Source organism: Nocardia sp. NPDC006044 (genome assembly GCF_042871115.1).
GTDB lineage: Bacteria > Actinomycetota > Actinomycetes > Mycobacteriales > Mycobacteriaceae > Nocardia.
In genome coordinates, this window is record NZ_JBIAID010000005.1 from 1 (window position 1) to 15340 (window position 15340).

A 15340-nucleotide genomic window follows, 5' to 3' on the forward strand; every position below is an offset into this window, starting at 1 on the left:
CACTTCCCCGACACCTGGCAGGCCACCCAGCGCCTGGACGGTGTCTCCACTCGCCTGCGCACCTGCATCGTGTGCGGCATCCCTGAAATCGAGGCTCTGCCATGACCATTCACCTCTACGACGACAACGACGGATTCGACGCCGACGAGATCGACGCCGCACTCCGGTTGCGCTCGGTGCGCCTGCTGATCGACAACGACGGCTTCACCGGATGGGACGCCGAAACCGGCCTCGATTGGGACACCGCAGCATGAGCACCACCGTGGGGCCGCTGTGCTGCGGGAAACCGACGACTATCGAACGGGTCAGCGTGTGGCCCCACGGGGAGGCCATGCACTGCTACGAATGCGGACACTGGGAGCCCTGGGAAACCGACGACCCGCACTACTGCGGCGACCCCGAATGCGAACGCTGCGGCACCTGGCCGCCCAACCCTGACCGGCCCCGCGGCGATGACCGCTGATCCCGGACGCAAGCAGGTGCAGTGGGGCGTACTGATCGGACGGTCGGTGCGCCCCCTGCCCAAGGCCCGCAACGTCACCGACGCAGTCCTCTACGCCTGCCACCTCAAAACCCGCCGGAACGTGAAAACCGCTGTCGTCTACCGCGATTCGGAATCGGAGACGTGGCGCAAATGGATCGATGAAACCCCGGTGCCGACACAACTGGCACTGGACCTGTTCGACAAGGAGGCCCAGTGATGGCCACGAAAACCACTGACCTACATAAAGAACCGGCCGAGGTCATCACCGAAGCCGTCCTGATGCTGGGGTGGCAGCTGCTCAAACTCGCCGTGGTGACGGTCTGGTGGGCGTTGCTGTTCCCGATGGTCTCGCTCCCGATCGCGCTGGCTGTCGCGGCCGGCCTTCTCCTCGGCTGGGCGTGGGTGCTCGTGGTGGTCGGGGTGTCCATCGCGGGGATGGTGCTCTGGCGTGCGAAGCATCCGGAGACCTTCGAGCGGTGGCTCACCCGGCGCGCACGTACCCGGTTCCTGCGCTGGTTCCGCTACCGGCTGCGCTGGGACAAACGCCTGGAAGCCTGCAAACTCACCGTGTCCGCCGACACGTCGACGTTCGTCCCGCGGCTCCTCGATGCCCAGATCGGTCAGTGCATGGACTGGGTACAGGTGCGCATGCTCGACGGCCAGTGCCCTGCCGACTACGAAAATCGTGCCGAGCGTCTGGCCCACACCTTCCAAGCATTGGAATGCCGCCCCGCCGTCGTCGGTCCCGGCGTGGTCGAGCTGGTGTTCCGCTACGCCGATGCCCTTGCCGAACCCGTCCCAGCGCCCCGCATCGACCCTCGTTTCCGGAAGGACGCCGCCTGATGAACGCCAGCACCGAACTGCCCACGATGGGAGGCACCGCGGCTGCGCGCCGTGCCCTACCCAACCTCTACGAAGTCGCCCAAGCTGCCGCCGACCAGCACGTGGTGTGCAAGCGGCCGATCGCGATGCGCGTCGAGGACTCGAAAACCGGCACGGTCACCTATGAGGGTTCCCCGTGCAAGTCCACGATCGCCTCGGTGTGCCCGGCGTGCGCGAAATCGAACCTGCTGCTGCGGATGGCGCAAAGCCGTGAAGGCTGGCACACCGGCACCGAACTCGTACCCGACAAGACCGACCCGACCGATGTGCAGGTCGAATTGCTCACCGCCCGAGCCGATCTCGTCACCCAATACCGTGCAGCGGTCAGTGACGCGGACGAAGAACTCGCCGCCGGGATTACCGAGGTCATCCGTGACCTGGACGCCGAGCTGCGGGAAACGGGGTTACGAGGCCGTCTGCCAGCCTTGGACGCGACGAGCAAGGATCGGCGTCGGCGTTCGACCAGGCGGCGGCAGGACGTGCCGGATCTGCCGCGGCTCAAGGTTTCCAAGACCACCGTCGGCAAGGTCTACGACGGCAAGCATCGGCCCTCGATGTTCGTCACCCTGACCATGGACTCCTACGGGCGGATCAACCGCGACGGTGCCGGGGTCGATGAGAAAGGCCGCCCGGTCTCCGACGGCTCACCGGTCAACATCGACAGCTACGACTACGTGCGGGCCGCACGCGACATCGTGTTCTTCTCCAAGCTGGTCGATCGCTGGATTCAGAACCTGCGCCGCGCAGTCGGCCGTGACTTGCAGTACTTCGCCACCGTCGAACCGCAGAAGCGTGGTGCCCCGCACCTGCACATCCTGATCCGGGGCGCGATCTCCCGCGAAATCCTCAAGCTGGTCACCGCGGCGACCTATCACCAGGTGTGGTGGCCGCACTTCGAGCCCGAGAACCGCGTCTACGGTGGCGCGCATCAACCGGTCTGGGACCACAAACACGCCACCTTCATCGACCCCGAAACGCGGTTGCCGCTGAAGTATTGGGACGACGCCCTGGACACCCTCGATCAGATCGATGACCTCGAGCCCGCGCACGTGGTGCGGTTCGGTACGCAGATGGACCGCAAATCCATCACCGGCGTGATCCCGGAAAAGGCCGGCCGGACCATCGGCTACGTCACCAAATACTTGACCAAGTCCATCGCGGAAATCGTAGAACCGCAGTCCGACCGCGCCGCCGAACACTACGACCGCCTCCATGCCCAGCTCCAGAGCACACCGTGCTCGCCCCGGTGTGCGGTGTGGCTGGAATACGGCATCGTCCCCCAAGGCGCGAGCGACAAAACCATCCCGGGCCGCTGCCGGGGCAAAGCACACCGCCGCGACACCCTCGGCCTGCCCGGTCGCCGGGTCCTCGTCTCGCGGCGCTGGTCGGGCAAAACCCTCACCGACCACAAACAAGACCGGGTCGCGTTTGTTCGGCAACTCCTCGCCGATGCCGGAATCGAGAAACCCGACACCAGTCATTACCGGGTGACACCGGTCGAACCCGGCGACAAATCCCGGCCCTTGCGTGAACACCTGATCCTGGGCTCGATCGCCCGGCGCACGACCTGGAAAGCCGAACTGCTGCGTGCGCAACTTGCGACCGACCCACCAGGCCGCGACAAAACTTCGGCAATCCAGCAAGCAGCAGCGTAGGGAGGGACAGAGATGGACATCGGACCCGGATACATGGACGTGGCAGGCGCAGCGGTGTACCTGGGCACGGGAGAGCGGTTTGTTCGTCGGCTGATCGCGGAGCGGCGAGTCGTGTTCTACAAGGTCGGAACTCACGTGCGGTTCAAGGTCACAGACCTGGAGGCATACGTACAAGCCGGAAAGGTCGAACCGATCACGGTTCGCTGGAGCGGCGGCAAGGTGGTGGCGTGATGGCCCGGCGTCGATTCGGCAAAGTGCGCAAGCTGCCTTCCGGGCGGCATCAGGCGTCGTTCATCGGCCCGAATGGGCAGCGCCAGAACGCACCTCATACCTTTCGGACCAGGGGAGATGCTGATAGGTGGCTGGTCAAGGTGGAAGCGGACATCAGTCGGGGGACATGGCTGGATGAGAAGCTTGGGCTGGAACTGTTCGGCGTGTACGCCAAGGCGTACCTGCACGAGAATCCGGACGTCGGTCGGCGGTGGGAAGAAACTTGCCTGCGCAACATGCGCCTGCACATGGTCGAACTGCTCGACAAGCCACTCGTTTCGATTACCGCCCCGGTTGTGCGTAGCTGGCACGCGAAAGCGCAAGCGGGAAAGGGCGGCAAGACATCGATCGCACAGTCATATCGGTTCCTGCGCGCGGTCATGAACCAGGCCAAGCGCGACGGCGCGATCTTGACGAACCCGTGCACGATCAAAGGCGCGGGCTCGGAAGGATCGAAGGAACGCGGCATCGCGAACGTGACCGAGGTGTCCGCCTTGGTCGACAACATCACTCCTCGGTACCGGGCGGCTGTTCTCCTGGCGGCATGGTGCGGGCTGCGTCGTGGCGAGATCATCGGCCTGGCGGTGGTGGACCTGAACCTGGAGGCCAGCGAGGTATGGGTACGCCGCAACCACGTCGAGTTGCTGGAGACGGCGGAATCCTTCGATAAGGACCCCAAGACCGACGCGGGAAAGCGCCCGGTATCGATCCCACCTCACCTGCGGCCCTACCTGGTCGAGCACCTGGAGAAGTGGGCTGGTGACACCTGGCTGTTCATGGGCCGCGATGGCCGGCGGATGCGGGGCAATGCCGTCTACCAGGCGTTCGTCCGAGCCCGGGACAAGGTCGGTGTCACCGTGACGTTTCACGATCTGCGCCATACCGGCCAGACCCTGGCAGCGAGCACCGGCGCGACCCTGGCCGACCTCAAGAAGCGCCTTGGCCATTCCTCCACCGCAGCGGCCAACCGCTACATGCATGCCGTCGACGGCCGTGATAAAGAGGTCGCCGAACAGCTGAGCAAGCTCGCTGCCCGGGGAAACGCAGTCGCCCTCCCGCGCACCATCGTTGTGAAGCACTGACCGGGAGATAGGGCACGTGGAAGGCACGACATCGCAAACAGGGCATCTGAGCTGCGGTTTTGTGCCTGACTGAAAAGCGGAAGGTCGCCGGTTCGATCCCGGCCCTGGCCACTCGAAAGCGGGGAAGCCCTGCGTGCAGAGAACGCACGCTGGAGCTTCCTCGTCTTTTTTGTTTTGTGGGGTGCAACCCCACGCCCGCCCGGAGGGCTTCGCCCCCGGACCCGCTCCCTTATATGCCGATCCTGCGCAAGGTTGGTGCTCGTCGGTCGAGCGGGGCGGGGATGTCGCTCCCGTAGGCTGGCCGGGTCATGCTGACCCTTCTTCTGGCGCTCGCGGGTTTCGCGTTTCTGGACTCGTTGGATGTGCTGCTGGTGGGGGTTACTACGGCGGTGGTAACGGACAGTCGGGTGGGGCGGCGGTCGCCGGTGCCGGGTGGGGTGAGTTTTATCGCGGGGGTTTTCGCAGTTACCACCGCGTTTGGCATCTGTACGGTGCTCGGGTTGAACTTTCTGACGGGGCTGGTGGAGTTCGAGTTCACGCCGGGGGTGCGGTATTGGGGTGAGTTGATGTTGGGGGTGGTGTTGATCGCGGTCAGCCGGGTTTCGGTGGGCGGTCGGACCGAGCCGCCTGGGTGGGCGGGGGCGGTGCGGCGGCGGCCGTGGTTGTTCGGATTCGTCGGTATGGCAATCGGTCTGGTGCAGGCGCCGACGGCGGTGCCGTATCTGGCGGGGCTGGCGATGATCTCGGCGCAGGATCCGCTGCCGGCGCTGTGGCCGCTGATCGTGGTGGCGTATTGCGCGCTGGCGCTGTTGCCGCCAGTGCTGGTGCTGCTGCTCTCGCTGCGCCGGACGATCAGGGCGCGGCGGATCTACCGGATGGTGGTGCGGATACTCACTCGATATGCGCCGCCGGCATTGCGCGTCCTTTTCATGGTGTTCGGCACAGTTCTGGTGATCGACGCGCTCATCCACCTCCGTTACCTCTGGTAACCCCCGGATGCGGGACACCGGGCCGTCGATGATCTTGGAAATGGGGTTGAAGGGGCGGTGACGGTGGAATGCTGGGGGCATGGCTGAGCGCTGGTATTACTGCTTGAAGCACAAGCGGGCCGAGAAGGGGCGGCAGTGCTGGTTCCAGGATCGGATGGGCCCGTACCCGGACCAGGCGACCGCGGAACGGGCATTGGAGATCGTCAAGGCGCGCAACGCGCAGGCCGATTCCGGGGACGAGGACTGACCCGGGCCGGTAGTCCGGTGTGCGACAAGTGATCTGATCGCGACGGCCGGTGCGCGGCGGACAGCCGCACGGCAGGAGTGATCTTGTGACGTGCGCTGATGCACGCCCGATATCGGCGAGCTGGTAGATCCACTCAGGCCCGCTTCAGCTGGATCGAGTACGGTTTCTCCGAACTCGAACGAATGCTCGGTGGTCCTGACGTGGGCTGCGAGCTGGACCAGGATCAGCAGGGAGGGCGACCCTTGAGGGTTACCGTTGTTGTGCCGACCTACAACGAGCGGGAGAACCTGCCGGTAGCGGTGGAGCGCCTGACCGCGCTGCCGGTACCCGACCTGCACGTGCTCGTGGTCGACGACAGTTCGCCGGACGGCACCGGTGACGTCGCCGACAAGCTGGCCGTCGAACTGCCGAACGTGGTCGGCGTGCTGCACCGCACGGAGAAGGACGGCCTCGGCCGGGCCTACATCGCGGGCATCACCCGGGCGCTGGACGAGGGCGCGGACGTGGTGATCCAGATGGACGCCGACCTGTCGCATCCGGCCGAGGTGATTCCGGCCATGCTGGAGAAGCTGACGACCACCGACGCCGGCGTCGTGCTGGGCTCGCGCTACGTTCCGGGCGGCTCGACCGCCGACGAGTGGAAGTGGCACCGCAAGGCGCTGTCCGCGTGGGCCAACTTCTACGTGAACCTGATCCTGCGGCTCGGCGTGAAAGACGCCACCGCCGGGTTCAAGGCGTGGAAGGCGGACACGCTGCGCGCCATCGACGTGGCCTCGATCCGCAGCAACGGCTACTCGTTCCAGGTCGAGATGAACTACCGGACGGTCAAGAAGGGCATCGAGATCGCGGAGGTGCCGATCCGCTTCGAAGAGCGCACACTGGGCGCGTCGAAGATGAGCCTGAAGGTGCAGCTGGAGTCGGCGCTGATGCCGTGGAAGCTGCTCTTCGGCCGCTCGGTCTAGAACAGACAGGCGTAGGGCCCCGCATCCGCGATGGATGTGGGGTCCTACGCCGTCGAGGGGGTCAGTGGGCGGACAGTCCGCGGCGCATCGCTTCCAGCCCGACGACGAGCACCGGCGCCAGCACCACATGCATGACCGACAGCGCGATCGTGGACACGGTGTCGAACGGTGCGGCGATGGTCAGGCCGATGGTCGCGATGGCGAGGACGGCGCCGACGATCTGGGCCACTCGCAGCGCGCCGGTCCAGAAGTACGACACCAGCGCGGCCGCCGTCATGCCGACGAGCAGCGGCAGGCCGGAGGAGACGATCACCCCGCCCGCGCCGACGGATGTGGTGACCCCCTGGTCGACCACTTCGAACGCACCGCCAGCGGCCTCGCCGAGCAGCCAGACGATCAGGTTGACCGCGACCGCGACGACGACGCTGCCGATGACGGAGGTCGGCCGGCCGACCGCGGGGATTCGCAGTGCGGGGGTGAAGGTTTGGGCGGTGGTCATGATGTTCTCCTCATCCGAAGCGGTGGTGCTCGCTGTCGGGAACAATCATGAAACCTGAACATTTGTTGAGGTCAATCCGCCGGAAATGTGGCCTGGATCACTCGACAGGCCACCGCCGCACCGGAATTCGCTGCGGCGCGCGAGGGTTCGCGCGGATCAGTCGGGCTTCGGCCAGTCGAGCAACGTATTCAGGTACAGCTGCCGGACCGCGGCGACCTTGTCGTCCAGGTCATTCGGGTCCCAGCCGCTGACATCGATGGGATCGAGGACCGCCACGTCCACGGTGCCCGGCCGCGCGACCATCGAATTGCGCCAGCAGATCTCGCCCGCGTTGCGGATCACGATCGGGATGACCGGCACGCCCGCCTGGATGGCGATGTGGAACGCGCCCTTCTTGAACGGCCCGACTTCCGGTGTGTAGGAACGGGTTCCCTCGGGCGCGACCGCGATCGACAGCCCGCCGCGTAGTGTGTCGACCACCGGCGCGAGCGCGGCCTTGGCCTTGTCGGTGCTCGACCGATCTATGAAGGTCACGCCGACGAAGCGCATCAGCGGTCCGAAGATCGGGTTGCGGGTGAGCTCCTTCTTGCCGATTCCGGTGACCCCGCCCTGGAGCACCTCGGGGACGATGATGATGTCGAACTGGCTCTGATGGTTGAACAGGAACACCGCGGGCCGTGGTGCGCACGCGTTTTCGGCACCGCTCACGCGCAGGTGCACACCCGCGAGGCTCAAGGTATTGCCCGCCGCGTGCTCCAGCAGCGCGTCGGCCATCTGCCGGTGGTCCCTGGTCGGCGACTTGGCCGCGACGCCGTAGAACGCCCCGCCGAGCAATCCGGCGAAACCCGCTGTGGTGCGGGCGTAGTCGGCTGGGCGCGCGTCGCGGCGCGGGTGGAAGCGCAGCGCCGGCCAATCGTGTTCGGCGGCAACCGCGGTGAGCTGCCGGTCGGGGTTCACCGCCGCCGGATGGCCGACCAGGGACAGCAGCGGCAGATCGGCGGCGCTGTCGGCGTAGGCGTAGCTGCGGGTGAGGTCCACCTCGTGGTCGGCAGCGAATTCCCGGACCGCCTCGGCCTTGCCGTTGCGCCACAACGTCTTTCCATCCGGATAGCCGGTGAGAATACCGTTCTCGGCAGCCATCGGGGTGTATAGCACATGCTCTATGCCGAGCTCGGCCGCCGCGGGTGCGACCTGAAAGCGGGTCAGCGAGCTGGTCAGCACGATGGTGTGCCCGGCCGCCCGATGCGTCCGAATCAGTTGCCACGCTTCGAAATACAGATGTCCGTACACGGTGCGCCGGAACAGCCGCTCGCCCAGCGCGTCCAGGTCGGCTTCGGATCTGCCCGCGAGCACCTCGGCGAGCTGGTTCAGGAACCGGCCGTACTCGCCGTCGGTGGTGCCGTTGCGGATGCCCCGGAGCAGCACCTCCTCGGTGCTGCGCCCGCGCAGCAGCCGCCGGAACAAACCCGGTCGCGCGAAGCCGTCGATGACCGTGCCGCCGAAGTCGAAGATCGCGGCGACCGCCGGCCCCTGTGGCCCGGAGCGGATCTCGGCGAGCACGCCGTCGAGCTCGGCACTCACCGGGTCTCCCGATTGGACGGGTCGAGCGCCGCCGCCCTGGAGATGCGGGCGCCGATGGTGCGCAGCTGATCGGCGAATTCCACCCGCCGCTCGGTCAATTCCGCCCGGCGCTTGGCCGAATCGTGCGACACGGCTTCGAGTAGCCCGTAGTTGTCCGCGAGTTTCAGTGCGGTGGTGAACAATTCGGTGGAGACCGATTCCGGGCTGTGCAGCCGCTGTTGCAGCATCATCTGCTTGCCGACCGCGACGCAGTCGGCGATGAACTGCTTGCGGTCGAGTTCGACCTCGGGGTCGCGGTCGGCCAGCCGCTCGGCCACCACCAGCTGAGCGTCGAAGAACGAGCGAAGCACCCGGTGCGCCATCATGAATCCGGAACCGGTGAGCTTGGCCATCACCTCGGAGCCCAGGGTGTTGTCCCGGGTGTGGCTGTGCCACTCGGGATCCAGCAGCAGCATCTCGGCGGTCATCTGCTCGGCGAACTCGGCCCGCTCGGGGAAGAAGAATTCGAACTTCAGCAGATCGCGCAGCCGGAACGCCTCGTCCCAGCCGGTGGTCAGCTGGTCGGCGCCGTCGCTGTCCAGCGCGGCCAGGATGGACAGCTCGAGGATGGCGCGATTGACGAACCAGTGCACGGCGCTGTTGCGATAGAACGCGGCCTCCAGGTGCGCGCCCGCCTCGATCGAGTAGACCGGCTCCAGCCCGCCGCGATAGACCGTCACCACCTTGGCCAGCGAGAGTTGTTCCAGCACAACGGCTAGGCCCTGATCGTCGCGCAACGCGGCCAGCTCGCCGTGCGGCAGATTGCGCTCCTCGATGTAGCCGAGCACCGGCGCGAGCACTGTGCGCACCTCGCCGAGGGTGAGCGCGCGCTCGTGCACGCCGAGCAGGGCGAGGGTGACCAGCGCGTTGACCGTCACCGGGGTGACCGCGTTGATGCCGACGGCGATCTCGAACGCCAACCGCTGCACGGCTTTGCGCTCCAACTCCGCGATCTCGGGCGCGTCCGGTATGCCCTGCCCGGTATCGGTGAGCCCGGCGGGCGCGGGTTCGGTGCGGTGCAGCGGGATGGTCAGCGGCGGCGTGGTGAGCGGATCGCCGTGCGCGGCGAGCCGGTCGCGCGCCGAAAGCGGTTCGCCGAAGCGCACATACACGTGCCCGGCCGAATGCTGTTGGCTGCGTACATAACGCGCGAGCCAGGCCAGCCCCTCCGGCTTCTTCTTGCCGCCGACCTGTTCGGTGGAGATGGCGCCCAGCTCGTTGAGCCGCTCATAGGTGATCGACACTGGCACCAGCATGACGTCCTCGACCCGGTCCGCCCGGACCGCCGCCGCGAGGTAATTCAGCAGCCCGTAGCGCGGCGGGCGCAGCTTGCCGGTGCGGGTGCGCCCGCCCTCGAAGTACCACTCCAGGTTGAAGCGCTTGGCCAGCAGGTAGGCGAAGTACTCCTCGACCACCGCCTTGTACACCTCGTCGTCGCCGAAACTGCGCCGGATGAACACGGTTCCGGTGCGCCGGGCGATCGGGCCCATCGGCCAGAAGCTGAGATTCGCGCCGCCGATCACGTGGTTCGGCGGGAAGTCGTTGCGGGCCAGCACATCACCGAGCACGAACGCGTCGACGTAGGAGCGGTGCGACGGCAGGAACACCAGCGGGTAGCGGCGGTTGAGGTCGCGTAGCCCGGCCAGTCCGGAATCGTCGGAGTCCACCTTCCAGGTCGACGCGTGGATCGGGCGCATCGCCTGGGTGAACAGGTCGGAGACCAATCTGCTTTGCGCGGCGACGAGTTCGTTCAACGCCTTCTCCGCGCGCCGGTACACCTCGTGCGGACTGGCGCCGATCTGGTCGGCGATGAGTTCGAGCCTGCGGACGAAGTCGGGGGAGTCGAGGATCTCCTCGGCCACCAGCCGGGGCACCTTGTACCGGTCGCCGATGATGGTGCGCTCGGCCCGTTCCAGCGCCACTACCGCGGCGCGCACGACGGCACGGGCGAACGGCTCGGCGGTGCCCTTGGTGACCAGTGCGGCGGCTTCGGGGTTGTTCGTGCGCAATTCGCTGAGCAGCGCGGGCTGCCCGGTCAGCACCACGTGCCGGTTCGGCTGGCCGGCCAGCTTGCGCTGGGCCAGCCGGTTCGGCTTGCGCGGGTTGGTCAGCAGCGCCATGTCGGCGAAGGTGATCCGGCGGACGCCATCGCGCTCCGGCGGCCGCCAGAGCACCCGCACCGGGACCACCAGCGGATCGTCGTGCCGCCCGACCAGCCGGGACGCCACCGCGCCCGCGTCGAGATCCAGCTGGGTGATCGGCGCGTCGGTGCCGAACTCCTTGGCGATCCCGCCGTCGGTCAACCAGGCGCCGATGAGTTCGCGCTCCACGCCGGAGGCCGCGTCGACCAGCGCCACCACCGACCCCGGTGCCGATGCTCGCTCACTATCCGCGGGCGATCCGCCACGGTGCTCGATCATTACCCGATCCCTCCTGTCCCGCCTCTCCGAGTATTCAAGCCAGACTCGCGTGCCATGGTGGTTGCGTCGGCGACCGGCGGTCAGGAGTTGGGTTCGGCTCGGCCCGTACCCGGTGAGTTACCCATGTTCTTGCGTGATCAGGTGTTGAGTCGGGAGAGGTCCAGCGCGGAGTGCGCTGGACAGGATCATAAGGCGCGGGGGCTGGACAGAGTCGCCAGTTGTGGTAATTCCGCGGGTTCGATCCGGCGCTGTGGCGGGGCCGCGGTTTACGCTGCGTTCATGGATTGGGCGCTGCGCGCGTGTGGCTGGCACGGTCATTACACCTACGCACCGGATGAGGCGGATCTGGCCGATCGGCTGCGGGTCGAGACCGTGGCAGGGGTGGCCTGGCGCTGTCTGCGCTGCGGGACCTTCGTGCCCGGCGAGCCGGTCGGATCCGGTCCGGCCGACCACGCGCCGGAGGTGCCGCGCGGGCGGCTGCTGCGGGATCGCTGGTTGATGCGCGCGCTGGCGATCGAGCGGTTGCTGCGCGGGCTGGTGCTGGTCGGTGTGGCGTTCGCGGTGTTGAAGTTCCGGACGTCGCGGGAGACGATGCGGGCCGCGTTCGATCAGGATCTGCCGCTGCTGCGCCCGCTGGCCGACCAATTCGGCTGGGATGTCGACCGATCGAAGATCGTGCACCTGATCGATCAGGCCTTCTCGCTGTCGAATACGACGCTGCTGTGGGTGGCCGTCGGCATCTTCGGCTATGCCGGGTTGCAGGGGATCGAGGCGCTCGGGCTGTGGCTGATGAAGCGCTGGGGCGAGTATTTCGCGGTGGTCGCGACGAGTCTGTTTCTGCCGCTGGAGATCTACGAGTTGACCGAGAAGATCACCGTGCTGCGGATCGGCGCGCTGCTGGTCAATATCGCCGCGGTGGTCTGGCTGCTCTACTCGAAGCGGCTGTTCGGGCTGCGCGGTGGCGCGGCCGCCTACCACGCGGAGCACAGCGCGGAGAGTTTGCTGAGCGTCGAGCGTTCGGCCCTGGCGGTCCCGTCGAACTGATTGTTCGAGGGCCGGGCGGTGTGGTTGCGGGCACAGTATCAAGCTAGTCAGGTAATGCTAACCTTACCTCCAAAGTAGGGCCAGTCAGAACTTTGGAGGATCGTTGTCGACCACGGACGAACGCTTGCGGGTGGAGTATGTGACCGATCCGGCGGCAGCGATGTCCCGGCTGGCGGGGGCCGATCGGTTCGGTGAGTACGTGATGTACGAGCGACCGGGTGAGTGGGTATTCGCCGCCGATCCGATCGGCGGTATCGAACTGGATGTCGAGGAACTGCGGGTCAGCTGGGACGGGCGGACCACCGCGACCCCGTGGACGGGCCGTCCGGCGGGAGTCGTCGATCGGGCGCTCGCCGGGTTGCCGCTCGATGGCCGGAATGCCTACGGCTGGATCGGATTCGAGTTCTGCGCGTGGGCTTATGCCGCGACCGCGCACCTGGACCCACGGACCACGCTGGTGCAGTTGATGGTTCCGCGCATCGAGGTGCGGATCGGCGAGTACGGCATCCGGGTCTCCGGCGCCACCCCCGCCGAGACCGGCGACATCCACGACCTGATCACCGAATCACAGGAAAGCGAACTGCCGCAGCCGCATCCGACGGATATCCGGCTCGACCCGACCGGCTATACCGGCCGGGTCGCCGAGGCGGTGCGCGAGATCCAGGCGGACAAGTACCAGAAGGTCATCCTGTCGCGGAAGGTCGATCTGCCGTTCGTGGCGGACGTTCCGGCCACCTACCGGCTCGGCCGCGCGCACAACACGCCCGCGCGGTCGTTCCTGCTGCGGCTCGGCGGGCTCGAGGCGGCCGGGTTCAGTCCGGAACTCGTTGCGTCCGTGGACGACAACCGCACGGTGACCACCGAGCCGGTGGCGGGCACCCGGGCCTTCGGCCGCGGCGCGGAGATCGACGCGGCCGCCCGCGCGGACCTGCTCGCCGACCCCAAAGAGATCGTGGAGCACGCGATTTCGGTGCAGACCTCGTTCGCGGAGATGACCTCGGTGGCCGACCGGGGCACCGTCGCGGTCACCGACTTCATGGCGGTGCGCGAGCGCGGCAGCGTGCAGCATATCTCCTCCACCGTGTGCGGCACGCTGGCCGCCGACCGGACCAGCTGGGACGCGCTCGAGGTGCTGTTCCCCTCGGTCACCGCGTCCGGGATTCCCAAGGCCGAGGGCATCGACTCGGTGTTCCGGCTCGACCACGACGCGCGCGGGCTGTATTCCGGTGCGGTGGTGACGGTCTCGCCGACCGGCGCGCTGGAGGCGACGCTGGTGTTGCGCGCGATCTATCAGACGACCGAGGGCGCCTGGCTGCGGGCCGGCGCCGGCATCGTCGCGCAGTCGCGCCCGGAGCGGGAATTCGAGGAGACCTGCGAGAAGCTGGGCAGCATCGCGCCGTACGTCGTGCAGGCACGGTAGTGAATCGACCGGCACAACGGGCAGCGCGCCGAAAGGTGCGCTGCCCGTTCACTTGTGCGGGCGATTCCCGAATCAGCCCGCGGTGGCGCGCAACGCCTTCTTGTCGATCTTTCCGACCGCGGTGATCGGCAGCCGGTCCGCGCGGCGCAGGACGTCGGGGAGCTTGTAGGTCGCCAGGCCACGCTCGGTAAGAAAGGCCTTGATCTCGGCGAGGGCCGGCATGGCACCGTCGACAACCAGGACGGCGCAAACCTTTTCGCCGAGCGAGGCGTCGGGCAGGCCGACCGCCGCCGCGTGCCGGACGGCGGGATGCGCGAGCAGGTGCTCCTCCAGTTCGTCGCACGAGACGTTCTCGCCGCCGCGGTTGATCACGTCCTTGATCCGCCCGGAGACGATCAGGTGCCCGCTCGGCAGCCTGCGCACCAGATCGCCGCTGCGGTAGTAGCCGTCCGGGGTGAAGGCGCGGGCATTGTGTTCGGGCGCGCGGTAGTAGCCGCGAATGGTGTACGGCCCCTTGGTGAGCAGCTCGCCCTCGGCGCCCGGCGCGACGTCGTTGCCGTCCGCGTCCACCACCCGGATCTCGTCGGCGGGCGAGAGCGCCCGCCCCTGCGTGGTGTGCAGTAGTTCGGCGGCGTCATCGAGCCGAGTGAAGTTGAGCAGCCCCTCGGCCATGCCGAACACCTGCTGCAAGGTGGCGCCGAGCGCGGGCGTCACCTCCTTGGCGTTGATCTCGGCCAGCCGGGCGCCGCCGACCTGGAGCAGCCGCAGCGAACGCAGATCGGCCTGTTCCCATTCGGTTGCGGCACACCACAGCTGGGCCAGCGGCGGGACGACCGCGGTGACCGTGACCCCATGCCGCTCGATGGCGGCGAACGCACTCTCCGGACTGGGATCGGTGACGAACGCGACCGCGCCGCCGACGCTCACCGTGCCGAGAATCCCCGGGCAGGCCAGCGGGAAGTTGTGCGCCGCAGGCAAAGTCGCGAGGTAGACGTCGTCCGCGGTCAACGCGCACACCTCGGCGCTCGCGGTGGCGTTGTACACGTAGTCGTCGTGCGTGCGGGCGATCAACTTGGGCAGCCCGGTGGTGCCGCCGGAGACCAGCATCAGCGCGATATCGCTCGGATCGATCGCCGGCAGCGAATCACCCTCGCGCGGAACCGAATTCAGGTCGATGCCGAATCCCGGCTCGCCGAGCACCAGCACGTGCCGCAGCGAAGGCACCGACTCTCGCACGGCGTCGGCCAGCTCGCGATAGTCGAAATCCCCGAGCCGATCGATCACGATGTAGGCCACCGCCTCGGAAAGGGCTGCCAGGTGCTCGATTTCGGCCCGCCGGTGCGCGGGCAGGGTCAGCACCGGAATGATCCCGGCCCGCAGCAACCCGAACAGCACGGTCGCGAACTCCGGCACGTTGGGCAACTGCACCACGACCCGGTCGCCGGGCGAAATCCCCAGCGCGAGCAGTCCGTGCGCCATCCGATCGGCCGCCCCGTCCAGCCATGCGTAACTGCGCACGGCGTCCGCCTCCAGCAGGGCCGGTCGATGCGGATGCCGTCGAGCCGTCTCCCGCAACAGTTCACCCAGCGCCCGCCCGTCCCAATATCCGGCGGCCCGGTAGGCCTCCCCGGCCTCGGTCGGAAAGGGCACGTAGCCATCGCGGTGCGGGGTGGATGTCGAAGTCACGGTCGTACCTCACGGTTGACCCGAGCCAGGCTCGGTGAAGATAGGTAAGGCAACCCTATCTCACGGCGGTGGGCCGGTTC

Annotated in this window: 15 protein-coding genes; 11 read left to right on the forward strand and 4 right to left on the reverse strand. The window is 67.4% G+C overall.

The genetic code is table 11. From position 1 onward, the window contains the following. Positions 1-101 precede the first annotated feature (101 nt). From ACFYO1_RS36400 to ACFYO1_RS36440, 9 genes are all read left to right on the forward strand, one after another. Positions 102-254, forward strand: coding sequence for a hypothetical protein (locus ACFYO1_RS36400; protein ID WP_387241729.1), 153 nt, complete (start codon positions 102-104; stop codon positions 252-254). 198 nt (positions 255-452) lie between these two features. Next, positions 453-701, forward strand: coding sequence for a hypothetical protein (locus ACFYO1_RS36405; protein ID WP_387241732.1), 249 nt, complete (start codon positions 453-455; stop codon positions 699-701). Next, on the forward strand, positions 701-1327 hold the full coding sequence (locus tag ACFYO1_RS36410; protein ID WP_387241734.1) for a hypothetical protein: 627 nt from the start codon (positions 701-703) through the stop codon (positions 1325-1327). The genes ACFYO1_RS36405 and ACFYO1_RS36410 overlap by 1 nt, the downstream gene beginning before the upstream one ends. Then, positions 1327-3021: a replication initiator gene (locus tag ACFYO1_RS36415; RefSeq protein ID WP_387241737.1), complete on the forward strand. Its 1695-nt coding sequence runs from the start codon at positions 1327-1329 to the stop codon at positions 3019-3021. The genes ACFYO1_RS36410 and ACFYO1_RS36415 overlap by 1 nt, the downstream gene beginning before the upstream one ends. Positions 3022-3033: 12 nt before the next feature. Then, complete coding sequence (locus ACFYO1_RS36420; RefSeq protein ID WP_387241740.1) at positions 3034-3252, forward strand: excisionase family DNA-binding protein; 219 nt, start codon at positions 3034-3036, stop codon at positions 3250-3252. Then, positions 3252-4373, forward strand: a complete 1122-nt coding sequence (locus ACFYO1_RS36425) for a tyrosine-type recombinase/integrase (protein ID WP_387243115.1) — start codon at positions 3252-3254, stop codon at positions 4371-4373. Before ACFYO1_RS36420 ends, ACFYO1_RS36425 begins: the two co-directional genes overlap by 1 nt. 308 nt (positions 4374-4681) lie before the next feature. Continuing rightward, positions 4682-5362: a GAP family protein gene (locus tag ACFYO1_RS36430; RefSeq protein ID WP_387241743.1), complete on the forward strand. Its 681-nt coding sequence runs from the start codon at positions 4682-4684 to the stop codon at positions 5360-5362. Positions 5363-5441: 79 nt separating this feature from the next. Next, on the forward strand, positions 5442-5609 hold the full coding sequence (locus tag ACFYO1_RS36435) for a hypothetical protein (RefSeq protein WP_191094086.1): 168 nt from the start codon (positions 5442-5444) through the stop codon (positions 5607-5609). Positions 5610-5869: 260 nt separating this feature from the next. After that, positions 5870-6571, forward strand: a complete 702-nt coding sequence (locus ACFYO1_RS36440; protein WP_387243117.1) for a polyprenol monophosphomannose synthase — start codon at positions 5870-5872, stop codon at positions 6569-6571. 61 nt (positions 6572-6632) lie between these two features. Here ACFYO1_RS36440 and ACFYO1_RS36445 read toward each other — a convergent pair whose 3' ends face one another. From ACFYO1_RS36445 to ACFYO1_RS36455, 3 genes are all read right to left on the reverse strand, one after another. Then, on the reverse strand, positions 6633-7070 hold the full coding sequence (locus ACFYO1_RS36445) for a DUF6069 family protein (RefSeq protein WP_387241746.1): 438 nt from the start codon (positions 7068-7070) through the stop codon (positions 6633-6635). A 156-nt stretch (positions 7071-7226) separates the two neighbouring features. Then, the gene (locus ACFYO1_RS36450; RefSeq protein ID WP_387241749.1) at positions 7227-8651 is read right to left on the reverse strand and encodes an HAD-IB family hydrolase; all 1425 of its coding nucleotides are present in this window, start codon (positions 8649-8651) and stop codon (positions 7227-7229) included. After that, complete coding sequence (locus tag ACFYO1_RS36455; RefSeq protein ID WP_387241752.1) at positions 8648-11110, reverse strand: glycerol-3-phosphate 1-O-acyltransferase; 2463 nt, start codon at positions 11108-11110, stop codon at positions 8648-8650. Before ACFYO1_RS36455 ends, ACFYO1_RS36450 begins: the two co-directional genes overlap by 4 nt. A gap of 279 nt (positions 11111-11389) precedes the next feature. On the opposite strand from ACFYO1_RS36455, the gene ACFYO1_RS36460 reads away from it, so the two are divergent. Beyond that, positions 11390-12154 carry a DUF2127 domain-containing protein gene (locus ACFYO1_RS36460; RefSeq protein WP_387241755.1) on the forward strand — a complete coding sequence of 255 codons (765 nt, stop codon included), beginning with the start codon at positions 11390-11392 and terminating at the stop codon, positions 12152-12154. A gap of 103 nt (positions 12155-12257) precedes the next feature. Next, positions 12258-13574, forward strand: coding sequence for a salicylate synthase (locus ACFYO1_RS36465; RefSeq protein WP_387241758.1), 1317 nt, complete (start codon positions 12258-12260; stop codon positions 13572-13574). Between the two features lie 72 nt (positions 13575-13646). Here the strand turns inward: ACFYO1_RS36465 and ACFYO1_RS36470 are convergent, their stop codons facing one another. Next, positions 13647-15260, reverse strand: a complete 1614-nt coding sequence (locus tag ACFYO1_RS36470) for a (2,3-dihydroxybenzoyl)adenylate synthase (protein ID WP_387241761.1) — start codon at positions 15258-15260, stop codon at positions 13647-13649. Positions 15261-15340: the final 80 nt, after the last annotated feature.

What these genes read in the sequence shown, in the direction of transcription:
- ACFYO1_RS36400 (WP_387241729.1), top strand. Translation starts at nt 102, where the DNA reads ATGACCATTCACCTCTACGACGACAACGACGGATTCGACGCCGACGAG.
- ACFYO1_RS36405 (WP_387241732.1), top strand. Translation starts at nt 453, where the DNA reads ATGACCGCTGATCCCGGACGCAAGCAGGTGCAGTGGGGCGTACTGATC.
- ACFYO1_RS36410 (WP_387241734.1), top strand. Translation starts at nt 701, where the DNA reads ATGGCCACGAAAACCACTGACCTACATAAAGAACCGGCCGAGGTCATC.
- ACFYO1_RS36415 (WP_387241737.1), top strand. Translation starts at nt 1,327, where the DNA reads ATGAACGCCAGCACCGAACTGCCCACGATGGGAGGCACCGCGGCTGCG.
- ACFYO1_RS36420 (WP_387241740.1), top strand. Translation starts at nt 3,034, where the DNA reads ATGGACATCGGACCCGGATACATGGACGTGGCAGGCGCAGCGGTGTAC.
- ACFYO1_RS36425 (WP_387243115.1), top strand. Translation starts at nt 3,252, where the DNA reads ATGGCCCGGCGTCGATTCGGCAAAGTGCGCAAGCTGCCTTCCGGGCGG.
- ACFYO1_RS36430 (WP_387241743.1), top strand. Translation starts at nt 4,682, where the DNA reads ATGCTGACCCTTCTTCTGGCGCTCGCGGGTTTCGCGTTTCTGGACTCG.
- ACFYO1_RS36435 (WP_191094086.1), top strand. Translation starts at nt 5,442, where the DNA reads ATGGCTGAGCGCTGGTATTACTGCTTGAAGCACAAGCGGGCCGAGAAG.
- ACFYO1_RS36445 (WP_387241746.1), bottom strand. Translation starts at nt 7,070, where the DNA reads ATGACCACCGCCCAAACCTTCACCCCCGCACTGCGAATCCCCGCGGTC.
- ACFYO1_RS36455 (WP_387241752.1), bottom strand. Translation starts at nt 11,110, where the DNA reads ATGATCGAGCACCGTGGCGGATCGCCCGCGGATAGTGAGCGAGCATCG.
- ACFYO1_RS36460 (WP_387241755.1), top strand. Translation starts at nt 11,390, where the DNA reads ATGGATTGGGCGCTGCGCGCGTGTGGCTGGCACGGTCATTACACCTAC.